Here is a 21,131-nt window from a genome sequence, read left to right on the forward strand (position 1 = left end):
TTATTTAAATTCGAATCGGAGCGCCCCTTTTTCAAGATAGAGCGCAGCGTCGAACGTCTTGTCCCCTTTTTTGAACGTATGCACGTTCGACTGGCCGCCGTTGATCATCTGTTTCAGCTCATCCTTGGCAATCCCGACGCCGAGCACTTGTTTCGACATCGTGAACTTGCACCCTTCGCGATAACCGCTGCAGCCGATAAACTTCGGATGCTCGACGAGCCCTTTGCCGCAGCTCGGACAGATGCCGAACGACGCTTTTGGCCGTGCCGCAGATTTTTTCCCGAAACGTCTTGCTTCGATCGTGTAGCCTTCCGGGTTTGCCGACTCGACACGCGCTTTCGCCTCTTCGACGAGATGAATCGACATCTTTTTCGCCTGTTCGATAAACTCGGCGGCGGATGCCGATGCCTGTCCAATCTCATGGAGCCGCTTCTCCCACTTCGCTGTCATGGCCGGCGAGGCGAGGATGCTGTCGCCGAGCACATCGATCAAGAGACGGCCCTTGTCGGTCGGGACGAGCTCTTTCTTTTGCAGGTCGACATAACCCCGTTTTTTCAATCCGTCGATAATATTGGCCCGCGTGGCCTCGGTGCCGAGCCCTTCGACTTCTTTCATGATGTGAATCAGTTCCTCATCATCGAGTTGCTTGCCGGCCACTTTCATCGCCATGATCAGTGCCCCTTCCGTATACCGTTTCGGTGGCTCCGTCTGTTTCGATAATACTTCGACTTTTTTTTCGGTCAACGGTTCACCGACCGTAAGTGCCGGGAGCTCCACGTCCTTGGACTTCATCTCGACGACTTGCCGGTACCCGGGGCTGACGACGACCGTCCCTTTCGCCCGGTATAGGTCGTCCCCGTCCATGAGGTCGACCGTCGTCTTCTCAAGCTTCGCCGGAGGGGCGAACGCCGCAAGAAAGCGACGGTTAATCAAATCGTATAGTTTTGCCTCGTCCCCGCTGAGCCGAGCCACATCGCCACACGCCTCCGTCGGGATGATCGCATAGTGATCACTGACCTTTTTCGCATTGACGTAGCGACTGTTTCGCGACGGATTCTCGGTCAACACGTCCTGAAGTCCGGCATAGGCCGCGGACTTCAACAGCCGGGCTTTCGTCTGCGGGAACAGTGTCGCTTCGTCCGGTGTGACGAAGCTCGAGTCGGTTCGTGGATAACTGATCCACCCTTTTGTATACAACTTTTGAGCGATATCGAGCGTCTTCTTCGCCCCAAAGCCGAACCGCTTGCCGGCCTCGGCCTGCAAACCCGATAAACTGAACCAAAACGGCGGGTATTCCGTCTTGTCCTCTTTGTCAATCGAACGGACAATCGCTGTCCCGGTCGCCCGGTTGACGACCGCATCGGCTTGTTCGCGTGTCTTCAGTTTCGTCGTCTTCCCGAGCGTGTATTTCGCTTTGAACGTGCCACGTCCTTTTTGAAGTGTCGCCTCGACCTCGAAATACGGCTCTGGGACGAACTGTTTAATCTCACGTTCACGATTGACGATCAAAGCGAGCGTCGGCGTCTGGACACGACCGAGCGAGAACACGTCCTCGATACCGATCGTCTTCAACAGCGTCGTATATGCCCTTGAGGCGTTCATACCGACGAGCCAGTCGGCACAAGCACGACTCATCGCCTCATGATAATAAGGGACGGTCTGGTCGCCGGGCAACAGTTCGGCGAAACCACGGTCGACCGCCTGTTCGGTCAAACTTGAGATCCAAAGGCGTGACAACGGTTTTTTATTGCCAGCGAGTCGTAAAATGAGCCGGACAATCGCTTCTCCTTCTCGCTCGGCATCGGACGCGATGATGATATCGGTGATGGAGCGATCGTGCAGCCATTTTTTGATCGTCTGGAACGGTTTCGATTTACCTTTCGAGATGCGATAGTCGAATCGGTCCGGCACAATCGGGAGCGACTCATATTTCCACGACTTCCATTCCGGTTTATAGTGGGACGGTTCTTGAAGCTCGCATAAGTGACCGACCGCCCACACGACGATGGCACCTTCCGGGAAACGGGCGCAAGAAGCAATCTCAATCTCGTCTTTTTTCTTTTTTGATGGATACGGCGCAGCCAGTTTTTGAGCCTGCGACGGTTTCTCCGCGATGATTAGTCTCATAGGATCCCTACTTTCAAAGTCATCCGAAATATCTCGTCGGAACGACACTTTCGAGAAAGAATGTATTTTCTTATCTATTCTATAATATCATTAGAAGAGTATGTACAACATAAAGGGGGATGTCGATTGTCTTATCTCATTTTATTCGCCGCTGTATTTTTCTTGTCGACGAGCGTATTATTCGTCAAATGGACGTCCGCACCGGCCGAGACGGCCGCGTTTTACCGAATGCTGATCACGTGTCTGATGTTGTTGCCGTTTGTCGACTTCAAGTCACTCATCGGGACGCGTCTCATGACGAGATATGCCTTGTTGCTCAGCGGGACGTTGTTGGCGTTCCACTTTTGGCTCTGGTTTTTATCGCTCGATTATACGACCGTCGCGAGTTCAACGTTATTCGTGACGTCGAGTCCGATTTTCGTTTTAATCGGGAACGCCTTGATTTTTAAAAAGAATCCGACCCGAAAAGGTTTAGCCTTTGCACTCATCGCCGTCCTTGGGGGCATGCTTGTCGCGGCGGGTGACATCCAACTTGGACGCGAAGCGCTCTTCGGGGACCTGCTCGCCTTAATCGCCGCCCTTCTTATCGCCGGCTATTGGCTCGTCGGTCAACACGTCCGGACCGAGATGAACACGAATACTTACTCGTTCAGCGTCTATCTCGTCGCGACGGTCGTCCTCTGCTTCATGCTCCTCGTGCGGGGGACGACGTTCACCGCGTTCGAATCGGTCAACTGGTGGTATTTCCTCGCCCTCGCCTTCTTCCCGACGATTTTAGGGCATAACTTGTTCAACTATGCGCTCGCCCGGGTCAGTGCCACCGTCGTCAGCATCACCATCCTTGGCGAGGCACTGTGGGGCATGCTGTTCGGGTTCGTCTTCTTCGACGAACGTCTCGGCGTAATGCAATGGATCGGCGCGGCCGTCCTGCTCGGCGGAATCTATTTGTTCCTAAAAGAAGACGCCCGTTCCACCAGAACGGACGTCGCTTCATAAATTGGTCGCTTTCGCTTCGACTTCTTCCTCAGACGGGCGGAACAATAACTTGCGGTCCCACACCGCCATGCCGACCGCCGTCAAGAAGGTCATGGCATCGGCGATTGGAAACGCGAGCCACACCCCGAACACGCCGAAGAAGTTCGGCAAGATGAAGACGAGCGGAATCGTATAGAGCGTTTGGCGCGACAGTGACAAGAACATCGCGACACGGGCCTTTCCGAGCGATTGATAAATGCCGTTGATGAGCATTTGCACGCTCGGGAGAAACGAGACGGCGAACAACACATGGATGGCCGTCACCCCGCCGGCAATCAAGTTCGCGTCGGTCGTGAACATCCGCATGAGCTGTTCCGGAATCAACTGGAGCGTCAGCCAGATGATGACCGCGATGGCAATCCCGACCCGCAACGCCGTCCAGATCGTCTCGCGCATCCGGTCGAATTGTCTGGCCCCGAAATTGTACCCGACGATCGGCTGCATGCCTTGAACGATGCCCATGATCGGCATCCCGACGAGCGCCATGAATTTATTGATGATCGCAAAGATGGCGAGCTCCTCGGTGCCACCATACGTTCCGAGCATGACGTTGACGCCGACGAATAGAATCGATTGCGACACCATCATGATGAATGAGGACGACCCAATCGCCATAATCTCTTTTAATTCGCCGAACCGTAGTCGAAACTTCCGCCATTGGAAGTCGAGCTCGGTCCGGCGATTTTTTTTCGCGAAGAAGAACCGAAGCATGAGGACCGATCCGACGACTTGGGCGAGCGCAGTCGACCAGGCCGCACCGTAAATGCCCCAGTCGAACGTGAAGATGAATAGCGGTGTCGTCACCAAATTGACGACGACGGTCGTGAGCATCACTTTCATCTGATAGGGCGCTTGCCCTTCAGCCCGTACCATCGCGCTCGCCGCGAGTGTGAACATGAAGAACGGCGAGCTGATCAGCACGACAGATAAGTATTGACGGCTCAGTTCCATGATGGCCGACGTCGCTCCGAACACTGTCAAAATGTCATCTAACATGAAAAAGGCGGAACTGACTGCGAAGGCCGCAAACACCCCGACGAGGACGAGGACGTTCAAGAACGTGACGGCGGCACCGGCATCATCCCCTTTACCTAGTTTCCGTGAACTGATCGAGGCGCCGCCCAACCCGACCGCGCTCGAGACGGCCATGAGAATCATCTGGATCGGGAAAGCGATCCCGATGGCGGCCACGGCGGTCGCCCCGATGCCGCGGGCGACGAAGATCGTATCGATGATATTGTAGAGCGCCGTCACCAGCATGCCGATCATCGCAGGTAGCGACAGCTTGAATAGCAGGCGTCCGATCGGGTCGGTCCGGAGCTGCTCCGTATTTTGATTCATGCTTCCATCCCCTTTTTCGTCTATGTTAATAGGGTAGCAAGATTGGATGGAACGGTCGACTATGTTGTCTTACCGGATGTGTCAGACCGGGCTCGGCACTGGAGGGCTCACGACGCCGGCTTTTCGTTTGCGCATAATGAAATCGGTCACGACCGGCTGCTCGACTTTGACGCGCACCGTCATCATCGCCTGGTTCGCCGTCTCAAGTCTTTCTCCCGACTCATCGTACAGCTCATCGATTCGCTGGGAGAAACGGACGAATCCGGGGCCGAAGAACTCGACTTCTTCTCCGCGTCGGAAATGGTTCCGCTGCTCGAGTGTTGCCATTTGTGTCGTCGGATCATAGGAGATGACGCGTGCCGCGAATGCATATTGCGGGATGGCGCGCGGCTTGCCGAACAGTTGCTCGTTCTCGGTCGGGACGCCGTAATAGAATCCGGTCGCGAGTTCTCGTTGTGCCGCTTTCCAAATTTCTTCTTCCCACGCCGGGTCGAACTCGAACCCTTCAGAATCGGCGCAGTAGGCGTCGATGACTTGACGGTAGACGTTACAGACGGTTGCCACATAGTGAATCGATTTCATCCGTCCCTCAATTTTCAAGCTGTCGACACCAGCATCGACCAAGTCCGGGATGTGGCGTACCATCGCCAAATCGACCGAGCTCATCGAGAACGGTTCCTCGTCGCGTGCCGCCATCTCGTCGGTCAACAGCTCGTCCGCCTCGAAGAAACCATATTTCCAACGACAAGATTGGGCACAGCCACCCCGGTTCGCATCGCGGAGCGCCATATGATTCGATAACGTGCAACGCCCCGAGTACGAGATGCACATCGCCCCATGGACGAACGTCTCGATTTCGACATCGACTTGCCGTTTCATTTCTTTGATTTCTTCCATCGAAACTTCGCGGGCGAGGACGATTCGCTCCAATCCTTCCTCTTGCCAGAAACGGAGTGTCTCATAGTTCGTTGCTGACGCCTGCGTCGACAAGTGGACCGGAAGTCCCGGTGCATCCGTGAGGCACACCTCGATCATGGCCGGATCGGACACGATGACGGCATCGATGCCGATATCGCGAAGCTTGCAAAAGAACTCGCCAGCACCGTCGATATCCCCTTCATGCGTCACCATGTTGGCCGCGACATACACTTTTGCGCCACGCGCATGGGCGAACGCGACTCCTTCGGCCATCTCTTCATAACCGAAGTTACCCGCCCGGGAACGGAGCCCGAACTGTTGCCCCCCGATAAAGACCGCATCGGCCCCGTACAAAATCGCCATCTTCAATTTTTCTAAGTTCCCAGCTGGTGCTAATAGTTCTGGACGTTTTTTCATCTCGGTTCCCTCACTTGATCTCTTCTGGATTTCGTAACAACAGTCCGGTCCCGAGCCGGAATTGTTCAGGTTGGAGTTCGGCGAGACGCCGTTCCATGCCATGACGGTCGAACCGCCCGTTCAATAGATCCGACCGGGCTTTATCGAACAGACGGACGATGTCGACGAACGCATCGCCCGCATGCCAGCCTTCGAGTTTCCACGTGTGCAACCCGCCCTTCAAGAGCGTGGGCAATTGTCCCATGAGTGTCAAATCTTCAGAGAATACGTGCGTACCGTTGTCGTCTTGATAGACGGGGTAGCGACTGTCCGCATCCGACGGTTCGCTCACATAATACTCTCGTGCTTCTGCCAATGTGTTCGACCGGCCGATCTCGTTGAAGTAGTTCGTCAAGAGCGGACGTTTCGAATGATGGATGCACGTCGGGCCATACACTTGCACTTCGACCGGCAAACCGATCTGTTGTTGGATCATCCCGAGTTCGGTCAACGTCACTTCACGGGCTGCGATCGCCCCGATGGCGTCACGCTTCCCCCAAAACTGAATGTGTCTCGCCGACGTGACGAGCGTTTGAGCATCATACCAATAGGGGATATTGGCATTACGGATCAGACGGATGGCGCCAGGGTCGCCTGCCGTCACACTGTCGATTCCGATCGCTTTGAGTTCCTGCAAATATTCAGGGAGCGTCTCGATCTGCTCGTTATGCATCAAGTTATTGACAGCGACCGTCACTTCTTTGCCGTATCGGTGGGCGACTGCTGTGACTTCTCGCACAGCCGGAAGTGACCAGTCACCTTTGTGGCGTAACCCGTATTTTGAATCTCCGATATAGATGCGGTCGGAGCCCGCCATGATTAGCGCCTCTGCTTGCTCGACGCTTTGTGCCGTAGTCACTAGCTGAATCATCATTTGCTTTCTTCCCCTCACTTTGTGAGTCTAATCACATACTCTTGCTATACTCTAGCACACGTTTTGATGTGGTGGCCGTGCAGGAATTTAACATCTCGTGAAGAAATCAGTAACAATGTATGACTTTTTACATCGAAGGAGTGGACGATTTTGACAAAAACCGCCTTAATTACTGGAGCCTCGACCGGAATTGGCCTCGATCTTGCCGTTTTAGCGGCCCGGGACGGGTTTGACTGTATCCTCGTGTCTCGCAACGAGCCCCGTTTGCACGAATTGAAAAAAGTACTTGAGAAGCGGTACCGTGTCCACGTGCACGTATTCGCCCTCGACTTGTCTGAACATCAGGCCGCAAAACGACTGACAAACGCGATTGAAGACGCCGGACTGACGGTCGACTTTTTAATCAACAACGCCGGTTTCGGGACGGCCGGCGAGTTCATCGACCTCGACGCCGAGACCGAGGCCGAAGAGGTCCGCTTGAACGTCAACGCCTTGACCGAACTGACGAAAGCCTACTTACCTGGCATGGTCGAGCGAAATCATGGTTATGTCTTAAATGTCGCCTCGGTCGCTGCCTTCCAACCTGGCCCTTACATGGCGGTCTATTATGCGACGAAAGCGTACGTGTTGTCACTCACCGAGGCGCTCCATGCCGAAGTGAAAGGAACAGGTGTGAACGTGAGCGTCCTGTGCCCGGGACCGACCGATACCGGTTTCTTCAATCGTGCCGGCAGCGAAATGATGGTGTCGAAAATGCCGTCCCACCTCGTCGCCTTCTTCGGCTATAAAGGCGTCATGAACAACAAACGCGTGGTCGTTCCCGGCGTCTCGAACCAGTTGCTCGTGGCCGCGGCCAAACTCATGCCTAGGGCGGTCAGCCTCGAGATCTTGCGCCGGTTCCAAAAACCGTCAGATGCCGGAACGGAAGATGTGCCGACGACCTGACAATCATAATCAATAAAAAGGAGGAGGTTCCCGTTGTGGGACCTCCTCCTTTTACGTATAGTGATTGTTCAATGTCGAGCCAACTGCACCATGCGCCGAATCAGTGAAACACCCGGAATACACACCATCAGAGCCGTCGCCACGACGACTGCCCAGGCCAACACGCTCTCGAGCGTGACCGCTCGCTCGGCCAGTCCGTCAAGGACGCGTCCCCCTTGTACAGACAGGACGATCATTAGTGCAGGCCATACACTCGCGCCGAGAATACTGAGCATCCCATAGCGCGTTCGAATGAGACGACGAGACATCAACAATAAATTGAGTCCCATAAACAACAGTCCAATGAAAAGAAACCAACCGATTTCAACTAGATTGACGTATCCGCTCATGCACGCGTCACCTCACTCGGTGTGATATCTACTTGTTACCCGTCTTCTCGTACAAATATGCGAACGAACAGATCGTGCAATAAGACGAGAAAGACGGCATTCCCGATGCCATGGGCCATATCGAACGGCAAACTGAGCACGAGCAATTTGACGAAGTCGACCCCGATCACCTCGGCGAAGGACAGGTTGGCCGTCCATCCGAATAAAAAGCCGGCCCCGAGACCGACGGCGGCAAGGAACAACCGGGAGCGACGGAGCAATGGCTTCAAGAACGAGACGACGACGACGACAAGGAGCCACCCTAAAAATTGAAACAGAACGAACGGGCCGACCCCGAGCAACAGACCTGATAAAATCGGAACGAACAATGCCAACATGGCCCCACTCGTGAATCCAAAATAAAGGGTCGTCAGCATGAGCAGCGCTGTCGAAGGTTGGACATTCGGGATGGCCACGAACAGCCAACGTCCGATGACCGCGAGAGCGAGAATTTGCGTCAAGACGGCAATCGGGGCGTCACTCCGTTCGAACCTCGACATGACCCCCGCTGCAATCAAGAGGATGAGGACATATGTGACCATAGCGCACTCCGTTTCATATAGTCGCTGCGATCCCCATCAAAGACGAGCATCCCGTTCGACAGGCAAATGATGCGGTCTGCCGCCTGAATCAGTTGCTCGTCATGGGTGGCACACATGATGTGCGCCGTCCCGGCTTTCTCGATTAACGCCCGTTCAAACTGAGAGCGCTCTTGCTCGGTCAAGCCCACGCTTGGCTCGTCCAACAAGAACAGAGATGCCTCAGAATCGAATATGGCTTGCAGTTGAGCGAGACGACGATTCGTCGCATGCGGGAACGGACCAAACTCTTGCTCGGCCGGTAAATAAACCGGCCGCTCGGTCCATTTGACCTTCCCATACAACGGACGCACGCTTTTGGCAATCAATTCGAGCAACGTCGACTTCCCGCTGCCATTCGTACCGATACAGACGGTCAAACCCGGACCCTTCATTACGTAAGACACATGCTCGACCGCATAGGACGCCTGTAACGGGTGGCGATAGGACACGTCCGTGACGACAAGTTGAGGCTGATTCATGGTCGGATTGACGTGAAACGCGCCGGACGGACTATGTTCGCGCGCCCTAGCCGTGTAAGCAATCCGAACGCCGAGCCCGGTCAGCCTGCTGAGCAACATCGTTAAATGCTCGACCCGAAACCGATCTAAATGTCGAAACGGCTCAATCAAGACGAGCGCCTCGGCTGAATCGGCGAGGGCGTGAGCGATGTGGACGAGTTGCCGTTCTCCACTTGAGCACTCATCGAATCGCTTATGAAATAGATGATCGATTTGAAGAATGGCAGCCAGTTCGGCTCCTCGCAGGGCGTCACTCCCAGAAATGAGCGATGAAACCTTCCCGGCAAGCGGGGTATCAAGGCGGATGACTCGCGCTCGTTCTTCCCTCACCCACTCATCGAATTCATCATGTCCGTCTGTCAAGGATAACCAACGCATCGCGCAACCCTCCTTTCGTCAAATATGGATACAGTAACCACACGACCGGCACTCCCATCGAGGCGATCGCCACGAAACCGAGCAAGACGAGGCATTGGACGGTGTCATGCCGTTCGAAACGTCGCATTCGATTCGTCACGTACACCGGTTCAAGGCGTTGACTGTCGATACCGACCACGATCGCCTCTTGCCACTCGCGCCTCGGATGGCTCGCAATGGATAATCGCACCGCCCGCTCCATCGACGGGACGAGGGCCCATCCCCCATAGAGCAACCGGGTCGAACGCGGCCATCTGTTCAAGAACGGAAGCAATCGTTCGAGTCGCATGAACCGGTTCACCCAGATCATACCGAACAAAAATGTGGCTAATGGAATCAATTGATTCGTGATGCCCATGAGAGAGACGTTCCACCCAAAAACAATCGGTGCAAACGAGATCAGCATGAACGCGGCCAAAACACCGAGCATCGCCAGCGGAAACCGTCGTTCGAGGAGCAACAGGCCGACAAGTCCAAGAAGGAACCAGACCGAGTCATTTAAATAAGTCAGGATGAACAGATGGGCCACTAAGAAGAAAAGGAGCGTGACCGGATGTCTGCGCTCCCAATCTGCCTTATTCGAAGAAAGAAATCGCATCTTCTTCGAAACGCCATTGAATAATATCGGTCGATTCGACTTCTTTGGCCCCAGCGCCTTCGTCGCCCGGGCTTCCATTAAAGGCGTAGACCCAGCCCGACGATTGACCGGCCGACTTCTCTTGAATGCCGTCGATCGCCGTCACGTACGTCATCTCCCCGCTACCGACCGATTCGATGTCGAGTTCAGTCGCTTCAAGGGCATCGAGCACTGTCGCCCCGTCCTCTAAACAGACGCTCTTCTCATGGAACAACGTCTCCTCGGTCGCAGCATCATAAACGGAAATCGTCGGTTCGACGTCACAGGCCGCATCTCCGTTCGTCGTTTCTTCCCCGCCGCATGCGGTCAAAAGTGGGACGAGTAAACTCATCAGGAGCAGTTTTTTCATTGGTCGGTCAAATCCTCTCGTTGATGGATAGAATAATTGTATAGAATCGTATATTTTTCACCAGTCGTCCGGCCTTCTTGACTGAGCCCAGACAATTGGATGCTGTTGGCGAGCACAGGTTCTCGTTGCAACCAGAACTTGACGAGCCTGCGATCACGATTGATCATGAGCATCGACTCGTTCTCGAACGTGTACATGTCGTACAGGCCGTCAAACGAGAACTGGAGAAGCGGCGCGTCGACTCGGTCCGCAAATTCAGACCAAGGCGTGTCGCGTACGGCATCGAGCATATGTTCAAAGTCGACGAGCTTCTCGAAAAACGCACTTCCCGAGTCCATGTTCAGTTCGTCGACTTGGCGATACGACAACTCACCGGACTCGTCATAGTTGATTCGAATCTGTTGAAACGAGTTCGAGCGCTCGACCATGAGCAAATATTCGAGCGAGCGGAGTTCCCCGTCCTCGGTGAACACCATCTTGCTTCGGTCGAGTTTAATCGAGTCACTATTGATGCGACGTAAGATATTGTCCGTCATCCGGTCAAATGTCTCGTCTTGAATCGACACCGCCCCGATTTGTTGCGACTCGGTCCGGAACTCAGATTGATCAAACAACGGGACGAACAACAAGACGATGAAGAAAAAGAAGCCGACGAGCGCACCGTACCATTTATAGCGGCTATTTCGTTTCGGAAAAAACAAGAATGACATGAGAAAACCGATGGGGATATGGAACCCGCCAATCGGGAACGACACGATTCCGAGCAAAGAGAAAAATAAAAATTTAAAGAAAAAGTTCGGTTCGGGTTCTTTCAGTTGATTCAAGCGTAAACCTAGCAACGTACTGATGACAAAAAATCCAAGCCATACGTATAGTTGTACTGTCACGTTAATCCCCCACTGTAAACTCGAAGAAGTCGCTGGCGACAAAACTGTCTTTGAAGACGGCTCGGACTTCGTCTAAAAATTCATCATCCCGACCTTGATAGCGGGCCGAGATATGGGTGACAATCAAGCGTCCGGCTTGAACCGTCTTCGCGAGCGTCGCCGCCTCGACCGTCGTCGAGTGACCATATTGACGGGCGAGCTTTGCCTCTTCGTCCATGAACGTCGCCTCGTGGACGAGCACATCGACGCCTTCGGCGAGGACGACCGCGTTCGGACAAGGAATCGTATCCCCCAGAATCGCCACGATCGGTCCACGGACCGCGTCAGTGACGTATTCTTTAGAGAGATAGGTTTCTCCTTCAAACTCGAACGTCTCCTCTTGCTTGATCGTCCGATAGATCGGTCCGCTCGGAATCCCGAGCGCCTTCACTTTATCGACGAGAAGCGCACCGGGCTTTTCGGGTGCCTCGATCCGGAATCCGTACGACGGAAAACGATGGTCCAATCGTTTGACCGTGACGAGATGACCGTCCTGTTCGAACGTATCGCCGTCCTCATATTCGACGATCGACAAGTCATAACCGAGATACGACCCAGTCACTTTCATCGTCAACTCGAGCCACTTCTTGATGCCTTTCGGTCCGTAAAGCGTGAGCGGGCTTGACCCATCGAGCGCTGAACGCGTCGACAAGAAACCGGGCAGGCCGAACACGTGGTCACCGTGGAGGTGGGTCACCCAGACGGCCGAGACTTTACGCGGTTTGACTTTCGTATGAAGCATTTGGTGCTGGGTCGCTTCACCGCAATCGATGAGCCACGTCTGTTTCGAAAGCGTGAGCGCCAGACCGGAAACGTTCCGTTGTTTCGAGGGCATGCCGGAGCCAGTTCCTAAAAATTGTAACTTCATAAATAATTTTGTCCTTTCTTCTAGTGCATTCCATGCTATACTGTAGGCAATCGTTGATAAAGGATGTGATCCGTGATGAATAAAGTTGAACATTCCGACTCGATCTATGAACTGATCCGGGAACGGGCGACTTCAATGAATCGCAAACACCAACAAGAACTAGGCACCTCAATCCACATTCACGACATAGCGATGGAACTTCACTGTTCAGACGAACTCGTCTTGGAATCATTGGAATTCGCCGCATAATCACTCGAACACATAGGAAGAGCCGACATCGCGTCGGCTCTTTTTCACTTCGTTTTCGGTGTCGCGACGTGCTCGACAATTTGAACGACATATTCAACCAACTTGTATAGCTCGACGAGCGGCATGCGCTCGTTCGTCGTATGAATCTCTTCATAACCGACAGCGAGGTTAACGGTCGGAATCCCGCCCCCAGCGATGACGTTCGCATCTGACCCTCCACCTGAATGTAAGATTCGTGTCGGGCGTCCGATGGCCGCTGCCGCCGCTTTCGCGACTTCGACGACTTCGTCGCCTTCTTCGAACTTGAAGCCCGGGTACATGATGTCGATGTCGACTTCGGCTCGGCCACCATGTGCCGCTGCCGCCTCGACGTAAGCTTGTTTCATCGACTCGGCTTGGGCTTCCATCTTCTCGTGGATGAGCGAGCGCGCTTCGGCGAGCACCTCGACGTAATCGCAGACGATGTTCGTGGCACGTCCGCCTTCGAACCGTCCGATATTCGCTGTCGTCTCGTCATCGATTCGTCCAAGCTTCATCTTCGCGATCGCTTTCGCCGCGATTTGAATGGCCGAGACCCCTTTCTCAGGCGCGACACCGGCATGCGCCGTCTTACCGTAAATTCTAGCGTTCACTTTCGCTTGTGTCGGGGCAGCGACGATGATATCGCCGACCGGGCCGTCCGAGTCGAGCGCGAAACCGAACTTCGCATCAATTTTCGACAAGTCGAGTACTTTCGCCCCGACGAGACCTGACTCTTCGCCGACCGTGATGACGAATTGGATTTGACCGTGCGGAATCGCTTGTTCCGTCAAAACACGGACCAGCTCAATCATCGCCGTCAAACCAGTTTTATCATCAGCGCCGAGGATGGTCGTCCCATCCGTCACGATGTAGCCATCTTGAATACTCGTCTTGATCGCTTTACCTGGTGTGACCGTATCCATATGCGCCGTGAAATAAATCGGGTCGACGGCTTGTTTCGTCGCAGGTAGCGTGATGATGAGGTTGTTACCTGAATGAGCCGTTTTCGTCGATGCGTCGTCCTCGTAGACGTCACATCCGAGCTCAGTGAAGACCGTCTTTAAATGCTCACAGATGACTGCCTCTTCTTTCGTCTCCGAATCGATGCCGACCAACTGTAAAAATGTGTCAAGCACCCGTTTCTCGTTTACCATGAAAACATCCCTCCATCCAAACATTTCTAGGTTATTATAACAAACTCGTGCCGTTTGCACGAACCTTTTCCATTCTGTACAATGAGGACAAACACATTTGGAGGAACGTCATGAGTAAGAAACAGAAAAAGCGGCAACGCATCATTCAAATCGGTGTCGTCGTCATCGTATCCATCTTTTTATTGAGCACGTTTTTGTCGGGGATGGCCATGTTCCTGTAACAATAGGATATAGCGCTCTTTCAAAATCAAGTAGCTCTTCACATCAGACAAAATATTGAGCAACGATGAACGTACCTCAAATTCCTCACGTGTCGTGGGGAGGGGTACGTTTTTTCGATAATGCTCAATCGTCTCCTCGAGCTCCCGCAAAAACGTCGAGGCGTCGGCTTGTTGGTTGACGTTGTCGCCGACGAGTCGAAGGAACGTCGCGACCGGTTTGGCTTCATTGACGACGAGTGTGATTTCCCGTGAGTTCTCGGCGATGCGTTTCAAGATGTCATATTGCCGCTCCCGCATTCGGAAGTACAAGTAATCCATGTCCTCGTTCCGCTTCCCGATCGAATTCCCCATCCGGCGGAGCGCAAGATCTTTTCCTTGCTTCAAATAATCGCGTGTCTTCAACAGCATCATCGAATGGTCGTTATAGACGCCGGTCTCGACACATGCGGCCACATCATAAAAATGTACGGCGAGCGCCCGGTCGATATTGTCCCTGATGCGTTCGATCTCTTTATCGAGCGTCGGCATATACATGTTGACGACGAGCCCGACCCCGACCCCGATGGCGATCAACAACAACTCGTTCACGAACAAATCGAGTGAGAACTGTCCTTCCGTATACAGATGGGTCAGGATGACGACACTTGTGATCATGCCATCTTGCAGTTTGAGCTGTTGTACGAGGGGGATAAACATGACAAAATAAAGTGTGAGCGTCGCTGGCGAATAGCCGAGCAAGGTGAACATCAACGCACCCATGCCGATGGCAATCAAGCTGGCCATGACCCGTTCATAGGAGGCCCGAAACGACTTTTTCCGCGTCTCCTGAATACTGAGGATGGCGATGATGGCCGCGAAGACGTAATAGTCGAGATGAATCGTCTCCGAGATGAGCATGGCAATCCCGGCGGCTGCCGCCGTCTTGAGCGTACGTGATCCGATTTTCATAATAGCTCCTCCTCTCTCACAAAATTGTTCACTAGTTTCTTCCGTTTGGCAATCCATATGTTTGGAAGTGATCGTATTGAAAAGAAAGAAACGCGGCGTGATCCCGACGATTCTCACGCTCGCTCTCGCCATATCCGGTTTCCTTTGGCTCCAAGATCGTCCGAGCGGGTCGTATACCGTTCAGACCTATGACAACGGGGACGTCTCGACCCGGGCGTTCGAGTCGCTCGATGAGGCGCGCGCCTACATGGAACGCGGGGGCAATCGCGCCCTACTCGATGCGTCGGGAGACGTCATCGATTTCACAGGTACTGGAATCGCGGTCACCCCGACCGACCGAATCACAAACCTATATCAGGACGCCGAGTTTAAGAAACGGCAGTCCTATGTCGCCGGTGGAACACGTCTCCGTCTCATACAAACGGGCGACAAGCATTTGTTGGTAAATATCTCTGGGGCCGATGTCTACGTGAAGCCGGCCGACATGACGCTTTACCCGGACGCTGTCGTCGAGCGGCGCGGCTTCTATCAGATACAGGACGGACAAGTGTTCCATACCGTCGAGGCGAACGGCAATTTGGCCGGGACGTTTCTCGTCGGACCGGCACCGCAACAGTCGTCCGACCGATATTACACGGAGGACGTACGCGACGTGTTCGATTCGCCATACCAATTCGCTTCAATCGCGTCGAAGGCACCGTATTCGGCTCGCGAGCTCGACGCATTCCTCGAATCACTCGACGATAGCCCGCTCGCTGGGAAAGGCGACGCCTTCAAGGACGCCGAGGCCGAATTCGGCATCAACGCCTTGTTCCTCATGGCTGTAGCCGGACACGAGTCCGGTTTCGGTACGTCTGCCATCGCCCGTGAAAAAAATAACTTGTTCGGCTTCCAAGCGACCGACAACGATCCGAGCGGAAATGCGGCCTCTTATCCATCCGTCGAGGCGAGCATCGATGCGGCGGCTCGTTTATTCGCCGAGAAGTACGTGACCGGAGATTACGACCGCGGTCCGTTTCCGGGCAATAAACAAGAAGGCGTCAACGTCTTTTACGCCTCGGACCCATATTGGGGCGAGAAAGTCGCCGGGACGATGTATCGCATCGATCGTGAACTCGGATTGACCTATTTCAAACAGCTAAAATGACGGCCACGGCGGCCGTCATTTTTTTTGCAGGAATCCCCCCTTCGCTGAGCGAATACCTAAATGAACGATCATTCATTCCAAAGGGGGATTTGTATGAAAACGATTTGGATCACAGGTGGCTCATCGGGGATGGGCAAGGCGATGGCGCTAAAATTCAAAACCGAGGGTTGGAACGTCGCCATCAGCGGCCGCAACGAAGAGCGGCTACAAGAAGCGATGGGCGAACTGGAGGCCATCGGGGCCGGAGCAGCGATGGCCGTGCAACACGATGTGCGTGACTACGAGGCGTGTTCACAAGCACTCGATCAAATCAGCGAACGGTTCGGACCGGTGCATGCGCTCGTCAATAACGCAGCCGGCAACTTCGTCTGTCCGACGCTCGACTTGACGCCGAACGGCTGGACGAGCGTCATCGACATCGTCTTGAACGGGACGTTCAATTGTACCCATGTCCTCGGCAAACATTGGGAACGGGAGCAACTGCGGGACGGCTCCATCATCAACATGGTCGCCTCCTACGCCTGGCAAGCGGGCGCCGGTGTCGCCCCGAGCGCCGCCGCCAAGGCCGGGGTGCTCAATTTGACGCGGACGCTCGCCGTCGAATGGGGGTATCAGTTCGGGGCACGCGTGAACGCGATCAGCCCGGGCCCAATCGAGCGGACCGGTGGTGCCGACAAACTCGCCGTCCACGTCAAAGAAGTCGAGCGCATCCGTCGTAACGTGCCGCTCGGACGGTTCGGCACACCCGAAGAGATTGCCGACCTCGCCTATTGGATGGCGTCGGACGAGATGCGCTATTTGAACGGAGAATGTATCTCGCTCGACGGCGGCCATTGGCTCAATAAACATCCGTTCTAACCTGAAACGGCCGAGGAGATTCCTCGGCCGTTTCATATGTCTTGTCCCGTCCATTCCGCTTCGAACCTGTCCAAAAATGAGACCATGAATGCGTGGCGTTCCCGAGCAATCTGTCGTGCCCGTTCCGTATGCATCCCATCCGCGAGCCGGAGCAACTTATCATCGAAGTGGGCGACCGCACTTGTCGCATCGTTCGGGTCATATAAAGCCGTTCCGCGTGACCCCGCGAATTGGAACGTGCGGGCGATGCCGATCGCCCCAATCGCGTCGAGTCGATCCGCATCTTGCAGGATGGCACTTTCCAACGTCGATGGACTTCCATGTTTCGAGAACGATGTCTCGCCGATGATCGTCAGGACGTGCGCCCGTCGATTCGGGTCGAGCGCTAACGTGTCCAAGTGACGCGCGACGAGCCCCGCCTCGCGACCGAGCTTCTCATCCTCGACGTCGTGCAAGAGCGCCGCGAGCGTCAAGGCGAGACCATCGACCACCTCGCCTTCCGCGAGATGCATCGCCAAACGGCGGACGCGGTCGAGATGAGTCATGTCATGCCCGGTATGGTCTCCGGCATGGAGCTTTGTCACGTACCGTTCGGTCTCGAGCACCGCTGGATGACTCATCAAATCTCGATCGTCGTGTTCGGCTCGATCAAGAGGCCGCGTTGATGCAATTGATCGCAGAAAGCCTGTGCGTCTTGTTTGATGGGTGGGAACGTGTCGAAGTGAATCGGTACGACCCGTTTCGCTTGGAGCCAGTGCGCCGCATCGAGTGCGTCGACCGGTCCCATCGTGAAGTTGTCACCGATCGGGAGGAACGCGACGTCGATATCGAACCGCTCCCCGTACAGTTTCATGTCCGAGAACAGGGCCGTGTCCCCGGCGTGATACACCGTGAGCGCCTCTGTCTCGAGGATGAACCCGCCCGGCATACCCATGTAGATCGGGACGTCCCCCATATCAAGACTCGAGCTATGGAAAGCCTGCGTCATCGTGACGCGACCGAACGAAAACGAATGGCCGCCCCCGATGTTCATCCCGTGGACCGAATAGCCTTTTTTCTCATAATATGTCGCCAGTTCGTGCGTCGCGACGATTGTCGCGCCCGTCTGTTTCGCGATCAGTTCCACGTCTTCGATATGGTCGAAATGAGCGTGGGTGAGCAGGATATAGTCTGCTTTGACGCTCGCCGGGTCGACGTCCGTATGCGGGTTGCTCGTCAAGAACGGGTCGATCAAGACGGATGTCCCGTCGATATCGAGTTGTACGGTCGCATGGCCATAGTAGGTGATCTTCATAGAAATCCTCCCTTTCTGTTATCAGATGGAATCTTTCACTTATAATACTTTTTCTAAGAAGCGTTTTGCGCGGTCGGTCTGCGGGTTGAGGAGCAGGTCGGCCGGTTTGCCTTCCTCCATCAAGATACCTTCGTCGAGAAAGAGGACGCGGTCCGCCACTTCGCGGGCAAAGCCCATCTCGTGCGTGACGACGACCATCGTCATCCCTGAATCGGCGAGTCCTTTCATGACGTCGAGCACTTCGTTGACCATCTCTGGGTCGAGCGCCGACGTCGGCTCATCGAACAACATGACGTTCGGCTCCATGGCGAGCGCCCGGGCGATCGCGACCCGTTGCTTCTGTCCACCCGACAGTTGGCTCGGGTAAGCGTCAATCTTCTCCGATAATCCGACGCGTTCGAGGAGCTTTTTAGCTCGTTCGATCGCTTCGGCCTTGCTCACTTTCAAGACGTTGATCGGCGCGTACGTCAAATTGTCGAGCACGCTCATATGCGGGAACAAGTTGAACTGTTGGAACACCATGCCGATGTTTTGACGAGCCTTCGAGACGTTCGCCCCTTTTTTCGTGAGCTCATAGCCGGCGACGCTGACCGTGCCGGACGTCGGCACTTCAAGCATGTTCAAGCAACGGAGGAACGTCGATTTCCCGGAACCGGACGGACCGATGACGGCGACGACTTCCCCTTTCTCAATCGATGTCGTAATGCCTTTGAGGACCTCGAGGTCACCAAATTGTTTGTATAAATCCTTTACTTGTATCATCTGCCATCACTCTTTCTAAGCCGTTTTTCTAGACGTTGACCAAGATACGTCAACACCATCACTATTGTAAAGTATATCACACCGGCAAACAGGAGCGGTTCAAAGTAGATCGCCTTTTGCCCACCGACGATTTGCGCCCGACGCATGATGTCGAGCACACCGACCGTCGAGACGAGCGCCGATTCTTTCGTGAGCGTGATCATCTCGTTGACGAGGGCCGGCAAGATGTTTTTGAACGCCTGCGGCAAGATGATTGACCGCAGTTGTTTGACGTACGGGACGCCGAGGGCATCCGACGCTTCCCACTGGCCTTTATCGACCGCTTGAATCCCGGCCCGAATGATTTCCGAGATATACGCCGCCGAGTTGAGTGAGAAGGCGATGACGGCCGACTGATACGGCGTCGTGATATAACCGGTCAATTGCGGTAACCCGAAGTGGATGATCGCGAGTTGCAAGATGAGCGGTGTCCCGCGGAACACGGCCGTGTAGGCGTGCCCGATGAAGTTGATGAGACGGTTTGGGACGATCTTGAATGTGGCGACGACGACCCCGAGCGTGATCCCGAGCAAGGCCGAGACGAGCACGACTTGAAACATGACCGGGATCCCTTCGAGAATATACGGGATAGAATCATAAATCCGACTAAAATCCATTGTGAGTTCCTCCTAAAAAAAGGCTGACTGATATTTTCAGTCAGCCTTCTTCAATCTTTATTCAGCTGGTGCTGCTTCTTGTTCGAACCATTTTTGTGCCAACTTCTCGATTTCTCCTGAATCAATCATCTTGTTCAATTCTTCATTGAATTGATCGCGGAGCTCATCGTCCTTACGGAAGGCGGCGGCAGAACCGGCCTCTTCCTCGTCGACGATTTCAAACGTTGAAAGTTCGCTGTCTTGGTCGAGGTATTTCTTCGCGACCGTATCCTCGATGACCATTGCATCGATGCGACCAGTCTTGATTTCCTGGATGATCTCCGGGATCTTGTTCAAGGCGACAATTTCAGCGCCCGGGATTTGTTCTTTAGCGATTCCTTCTTGAATCGAACCAAGTTGGACCCCGACTTGTTTCCCGTCTAAATCTTCAAGCGACTGGATGGCATCCCCTTTTGACAAGATCAAGTTCTTCGCAGTGAAGTAGATGTCTGAGAAATCAGCGTTCTCTTTTCGTTCTTCTGTCGGTGTCATACCTGCCATGACGAAATCGACACGGCCAGCGTTCAGCGCCCCGAGTAGGCTACCGAAATCCATGTCTTCAATTTTCAATTCATAGCCCATGTTCTCGGCCACTTGCTTGGCGATGTCGATATCGAAACCGACGATCTCGTCGCCGTTCGCCGTATCGACGAACTCATATGGGAAGTAGTCCGCACTCGTCCCCATGACGATGACTTTATCCTTCTCATCGGTCGACGTCGAACCTCCTTCGTTCACGTCTGCCCCACAAGCTACCGTGAAAGCGGCAAGACTTGCGATACATAATGCTAGAAAACCTTTTTTCATATTCATCGTCCCTTTCTTCATATAGGATGAAATTATCAGAACTTTAAAAAAATTATGACATATATGTGAATAGTGCTCAACTGTTCTTCAACTCATCATATGTCCGACTTGTTCTTCAACCACTATATACACATAATTATTACTTGTAAAGTATATTCATGCATAAAATATAAAAAAATACGGTCACATTCGCTCGTAAGCAAAATAAGTGACCGTACCGTTGTCGCGAGAGCCGTAGGGCTGCACCCGTTTGACCGACGCGATCGGGATGGCGCTATACACGTGGGGATAGCGTTCCCCGTCCTCGTCAAACTCGTAGTGGAGCAGGCTGCCGAGACGTCCGACATGGAACGAGACGAGCACGACTCGCTCCCGATGATAATGTCGACGCACGAATTTGCCGATCTGTTGCGGGGTGCAACAACGAATATAACCTTCCGTCTGGAGGGTCGGCTCGTTGATCTCGCCGCGCGACAAAGCAATCGTATATTCGGCCTCGCTCATGATTTTGACGACTGGTTCCATCTCATCGATCCCTTCTTAAGGAAAAGCGCA

The 21,131-nt window shown here is 54.0% G+C and carries 24 protein-coding genes; 5 read left to right on the forward strand and 19 right to left on the reverse strand.

The features are described 5' to 3' along the window. The gene (locus KNP74_RS01390) at positions 1 to 2,127 is read right to left on the reverse strand and encodes a DNA topoisomerase III (protein WP_138859305.1); all 2,127 of its coding nucleotides are present in this window, start codon (positions 2,125 to 2,127) and stop codon (positions 1 to 3) included. 126 nt (positions 2,128 to 2,253) lie between these two features. On the opposite strand from KNP74_RS01390, the gene KNP74_RS01395 reads away from it, so the two are divergent. Further along, positions 2,254 to 3,123, forward strand: a complete 870-nt coding sequence (locus KNP74_RS01395; RefSeq protein WP_214712636.1) for a DMT family transporter — start codon at positions 2,254 to 2,256, stop codon at positions 3,121 to 3,123. On the opposite strand, the gene KNP74_RS01400 is transcribed toward KNP74_RS01395, so the two are convergent. The 3 genes from KNP74_RS01400 to KNP74_RS01410 form a co-directional block, all read right to left on the reverse strand. Then, complete coding sequence (locus KNP74_RS01400) at positions 3,118 to 4,503, reverse strand: MATE family efflux transporter (RefSeq protein WP_034777906.1); 1,386 nt, start codon at positions 4,501 to 4,503, stop codon at positions 3,118 to 3,120. The genes KNP74_RS01395 and KNP74_RS01400 overlap by 6 nt on opposite strands. An 81-nt stretch (positions 4,504 to 4,584) precedes the next feature. After that, positions 4,585 to 5,838, reverse strand: coding sequence for a peptidase U32 family protein (locus KNP74_RS01405; protein WP_214763204.1), 1,254 nt, complete (start codon positions 5,836 to 5,838; stop codon positions 4,585 to 4,587). A 10-nt stretch (positions 5,839 to 5,848) separates the two neighbouring features. Continuing rightward, entirely contained in the window at positions 5,849 to 6,751 is a 903-nt protein-coding gene (locus KNP74_RS01410) for a peptidase U32 family protein (protein WP_084592826.1), read from the reverse strand. Between the two features lie 150 nt (positions 6,752 to 6,901). On the opposite strand from KNP74_RS01410, the gene KNP74_RS01415 reads away from it, so the two are divergent. Next, positions 6,902 to 7,696: an SDR family NAD(P)-dependent oxidoreductase gene (locus tag KNP74_RS01415; protein WP_233004355.1), complete on the forward strand. Its 795-nt coding sequence runs from the start codon at positions 6,902 to 6,904 to the stop codon at positions 7,694 to 7,696. Between the two features lie 68 nt (positions 7,697 to 7,764). On the opposite strand, the gene KNP74_RS01420 is transcribed toward KNP74_RS01415, so the two are convergent. Genes KNP74_RS01420 through rnz form a run of 7 tightly spaced genes read right to left on the reverse strand, consistent with a single transcriptional unit; the run spans position 7,765 to position 12,420 of the window. Beyond that, on the reverse strand, positions 7,765 to 8,085 hold the full coding sequence (locus KNP74_RS01420) for a hypothetical protein (protein WP_034777912.1): 321 nt from the start codon (positions 8,083 to 8,085) through the stop codon (positions 7,765 to 7,767). Positions 8,086 to 8,120: 35 nt separating this feature from the next. Continuing rightward, positions 8,121 to 8,666, reverse strand: coding sequence for a hypothetical protein (locus KNP74_RS01425; RefSeq protein ID WP_214763205.1), 546 nt, complete (start codon positions 8,664 to 8,666; stop codon positions 8,121 to 8,123). Then, entirely contained in the window at positions 8,639 to 9,601 is a 963-nt protein-coding gene (locus KNP74_RS01430; RefSeq protein ID WP_214763206.1) for an ATP-binding cassette domain-containing protein, read from the reverse strand. The genes KNP74_RS01425 and KNP74_RS01430 overlap by 28 nt, the downstream gene beginning before the upstream one ends. After that, positions 9,570 to 10,238 (reverse strand): hypothetical protein, encoded by a 669-nt coding sequence (locus KNP74_RS01435; RefSeq protein WP_138859297.1) that lies wholly within the window; start codon positions 10,236 to 10,238, stop codon positions 9,570 to 9,572. The genes KNP74_RS01430 and KNP74_RS01435 overlap by 32 nt, the downstream gene beginning before the upstream one ends. Beyond that, a complete protein-coding gene (locus KNP74_RS01440; RefSeq protein WP_233004359.1) occupies positions 10,216 to 10,608 on the reverse strand; it encodes a DUF4430 domain-containing protein in 393 nt (130 codons plus the stop codon). Before KNP74_RS01440 ends, KNP74_RS01435 begins: the two co-directional genes overlap by 23 nt. Positions 10,609 to 10,622: 14 nt before the next feature. Then, positions 10,623 to 11,513 carry a hypothetical protein gene (locus tag KNP74_RS01445; RefSeq protein WP_214763207.1) on the reverse strand — a complete coding sequence of 297 codons (891 nt, stop codon included), beginning with the start codon at positions 11,511 to 11,513 and terminating at the stop codon, positions 10,623 to 10,625. Position 11,514: 1 nt separating this feature from the next. After that, positions 11,515 to 12,420 carry a ribonuclease Z gene (gene rnz / locus KNP74_RS01450; RefSeq protein WP_138859294.1) on the reverse strand — a complete coding sequence of 302 codons (906 nt, stop codon included), beginning with the start codon at positions 12,418 to 12,420 and terminating at the stop codon, positions 11,515 to 11,517. Positions 12,421 to 12,495: 75 nt separating this feature from the next. On the opposite strand from rnz, the gene KNP74_RS01455 reads away from it, so the two are divergent. Next, positions 12,496 to 12,669: a hypothetical protein gene (locus KNP74_RS01455; RefSeq protein ID WP_167491781.1), complete on the forward strand. Its 174-nt coding sequence runs from the start codon at positions 12,496 to 12,498 to the stop codon at positions 12,667 to 12,669. Positions 12,670 to 12,713: 44 nt separating this feature from the next. Here KNP74_RS01455 and KNP74_RS01460 read toward each other — a convergent pair whose 3' ends face one another. Continuing rightward, the gene (locus KNP74_RS01460) at positions 12,714 to 13,844 is read right to left on the reverse strand and encodes a M20/M25/M40 family metallo-hydrolase (RefSeq protein WP_214763208.1); all 1,131 of its coding nucleotides are present in this window, start codon (positions 13,842 to 13,844) and stop codon (positions 12,714 to 12,716) included. A gap of 179 nt (positions 13,845 to 14,023) precedes the next feature. Beyond that, positions 14,024 to 15,013, reverse strand: a complete 990-nt coding sequence (locus KNP74_RS01465) for an aromatic acid exporter family protein (RefSeq protein ID WP_214763209.1) — start codon at positions 15,011 to 15,013, stop codon at positions 14,024 to 14,026. 67 nt (positions 15,014 to 15,080) lie between these two features. Here KNP74_RS01465 and KNP74_RS01470 point away from each other — a divergent pair, with 67 nt between their 5' ends. Both KNP74_RS01470 and fadH read left to right on the forward strand, forming a co-directional pair. Further along, positions 15,081 to 16,160: an N-acetylglucosaminidase gene (locus tag KNP74_RS01470; RefSeq protein WP_240731339.1), complete on the forward strand. Its 1,080-nt coding sequence runs from the start codon at positions 15,081 to 15,083 to the stop codon at positions 16,158 to 16,160. A 93-nt stretch (positions 16,161 to 16,253) separates the two neighbouring features. Next, positions 16,254 to 17,018, forward strand: coding sequence for a 2,4-dienoyl-CoA reductase (gene fadH / locus KNP74_RS01475; protein WP_034777934.1), 765 nt, complete (start codon positions 16,254 to 16,256; stop codon positions 17,016 to 17,018). A 32-nt stretch (positions 17,019 to 17,050) separates the two neighbouring features. Here the strand turns inward: fadH and KNP74_RS01480 are convergent, their stop codons facing one another. The 6 genes from KNP74_RS01480 to KNP74_RS01505 form a co-directional block, all read right to left on the reverse strand. Beyond that, positions 17,051 to 17,638 (reverse strand): HD domain-containing protein, encoded by a 588-nt coding sequence (locus KNP74_RS01480; protein WP_214763210.1) that lies wholly within the window; start codon positions 17,636 to 17,638, stop codon positions 17,051 to 17,053. Next, positions 17,638 to 18,312: a metal-dependent hydrolase gene (locus tag KNP74_RS01485; protein WP_214763211.1), complete on the reverse strand. Its 675-nt coding sequence runs from the start codon at positions 18,310 to 18,312 to the stop codon at positions 17,638 to 17,640. The genes KNP74_RS01480 and KNP74_RS01485 overlap by 1 nt, the downstream gene beginning before the upstream one ends. A 39-nt stretch (positions 18,313 to 18,351) precedes the next feature. Further along, positions 18,352 to 19,074 (reverse strand): amino acid ABC transporter ATP-binding protein, encoded by a 723-nt coding sequence (locus tag KNP74_RS01490; protein ID WP_138859288.1) that lies wholly within the window; start codon positions 19,072 to 19,074, stop codon positions 18,352 to 18,354. After that, positions 19,071 to 19,730 (reverse strand): amino acid ABC transporter permease, encoded by a 660-nt coding sequence (locus KNP74_RS01495; RefSeq protein WP_138859287.1) that lies wholly within the window; start codon positions 19,728 to 19,730, stop codon positions 19,071 to 19,073. Before KNP74_RS01495 ends, KNP74_RS01490 begins: the two co-directional genes overlap by 4 nt. Before the next feature lie 57 nt (positions 19,731 to 19,787). Continuing rightward, positions 19,788 to 20,576, reverse strand: a complete 789-nt coding sequence (locus KNP74_RS01500; RefSeq protein ID WP_138860293.1) for a transporter substrate-binding domain-containing protein — start codon at positions 20,574 to 20,576, stop codon at positions 19,788 to 19,790. 183 nt (positions 20,577 to 20,759) lie between these two features. Next, entirely contained in the window at positions 20,760 to 21,101 is a 342-nt protein-coding gene (locus KNP74_RS01505; protein WP_214763212.1) for a DUF952 domain-containing protein, read from the reverse strand. Positions 21,102 to 21,131 lie beyond the last annotated feature (30 nt).

The organism is Exiguobacterium sp. s141, from assembly GCF_018618085.1.
Taxonomy (GTDB): Bacteria; Bacillota; Bacilli; order Exiguobacteriales; family Exiguobacteriaceae; genus Exiguobacterium; species Exiguobacterium mexicanum_A.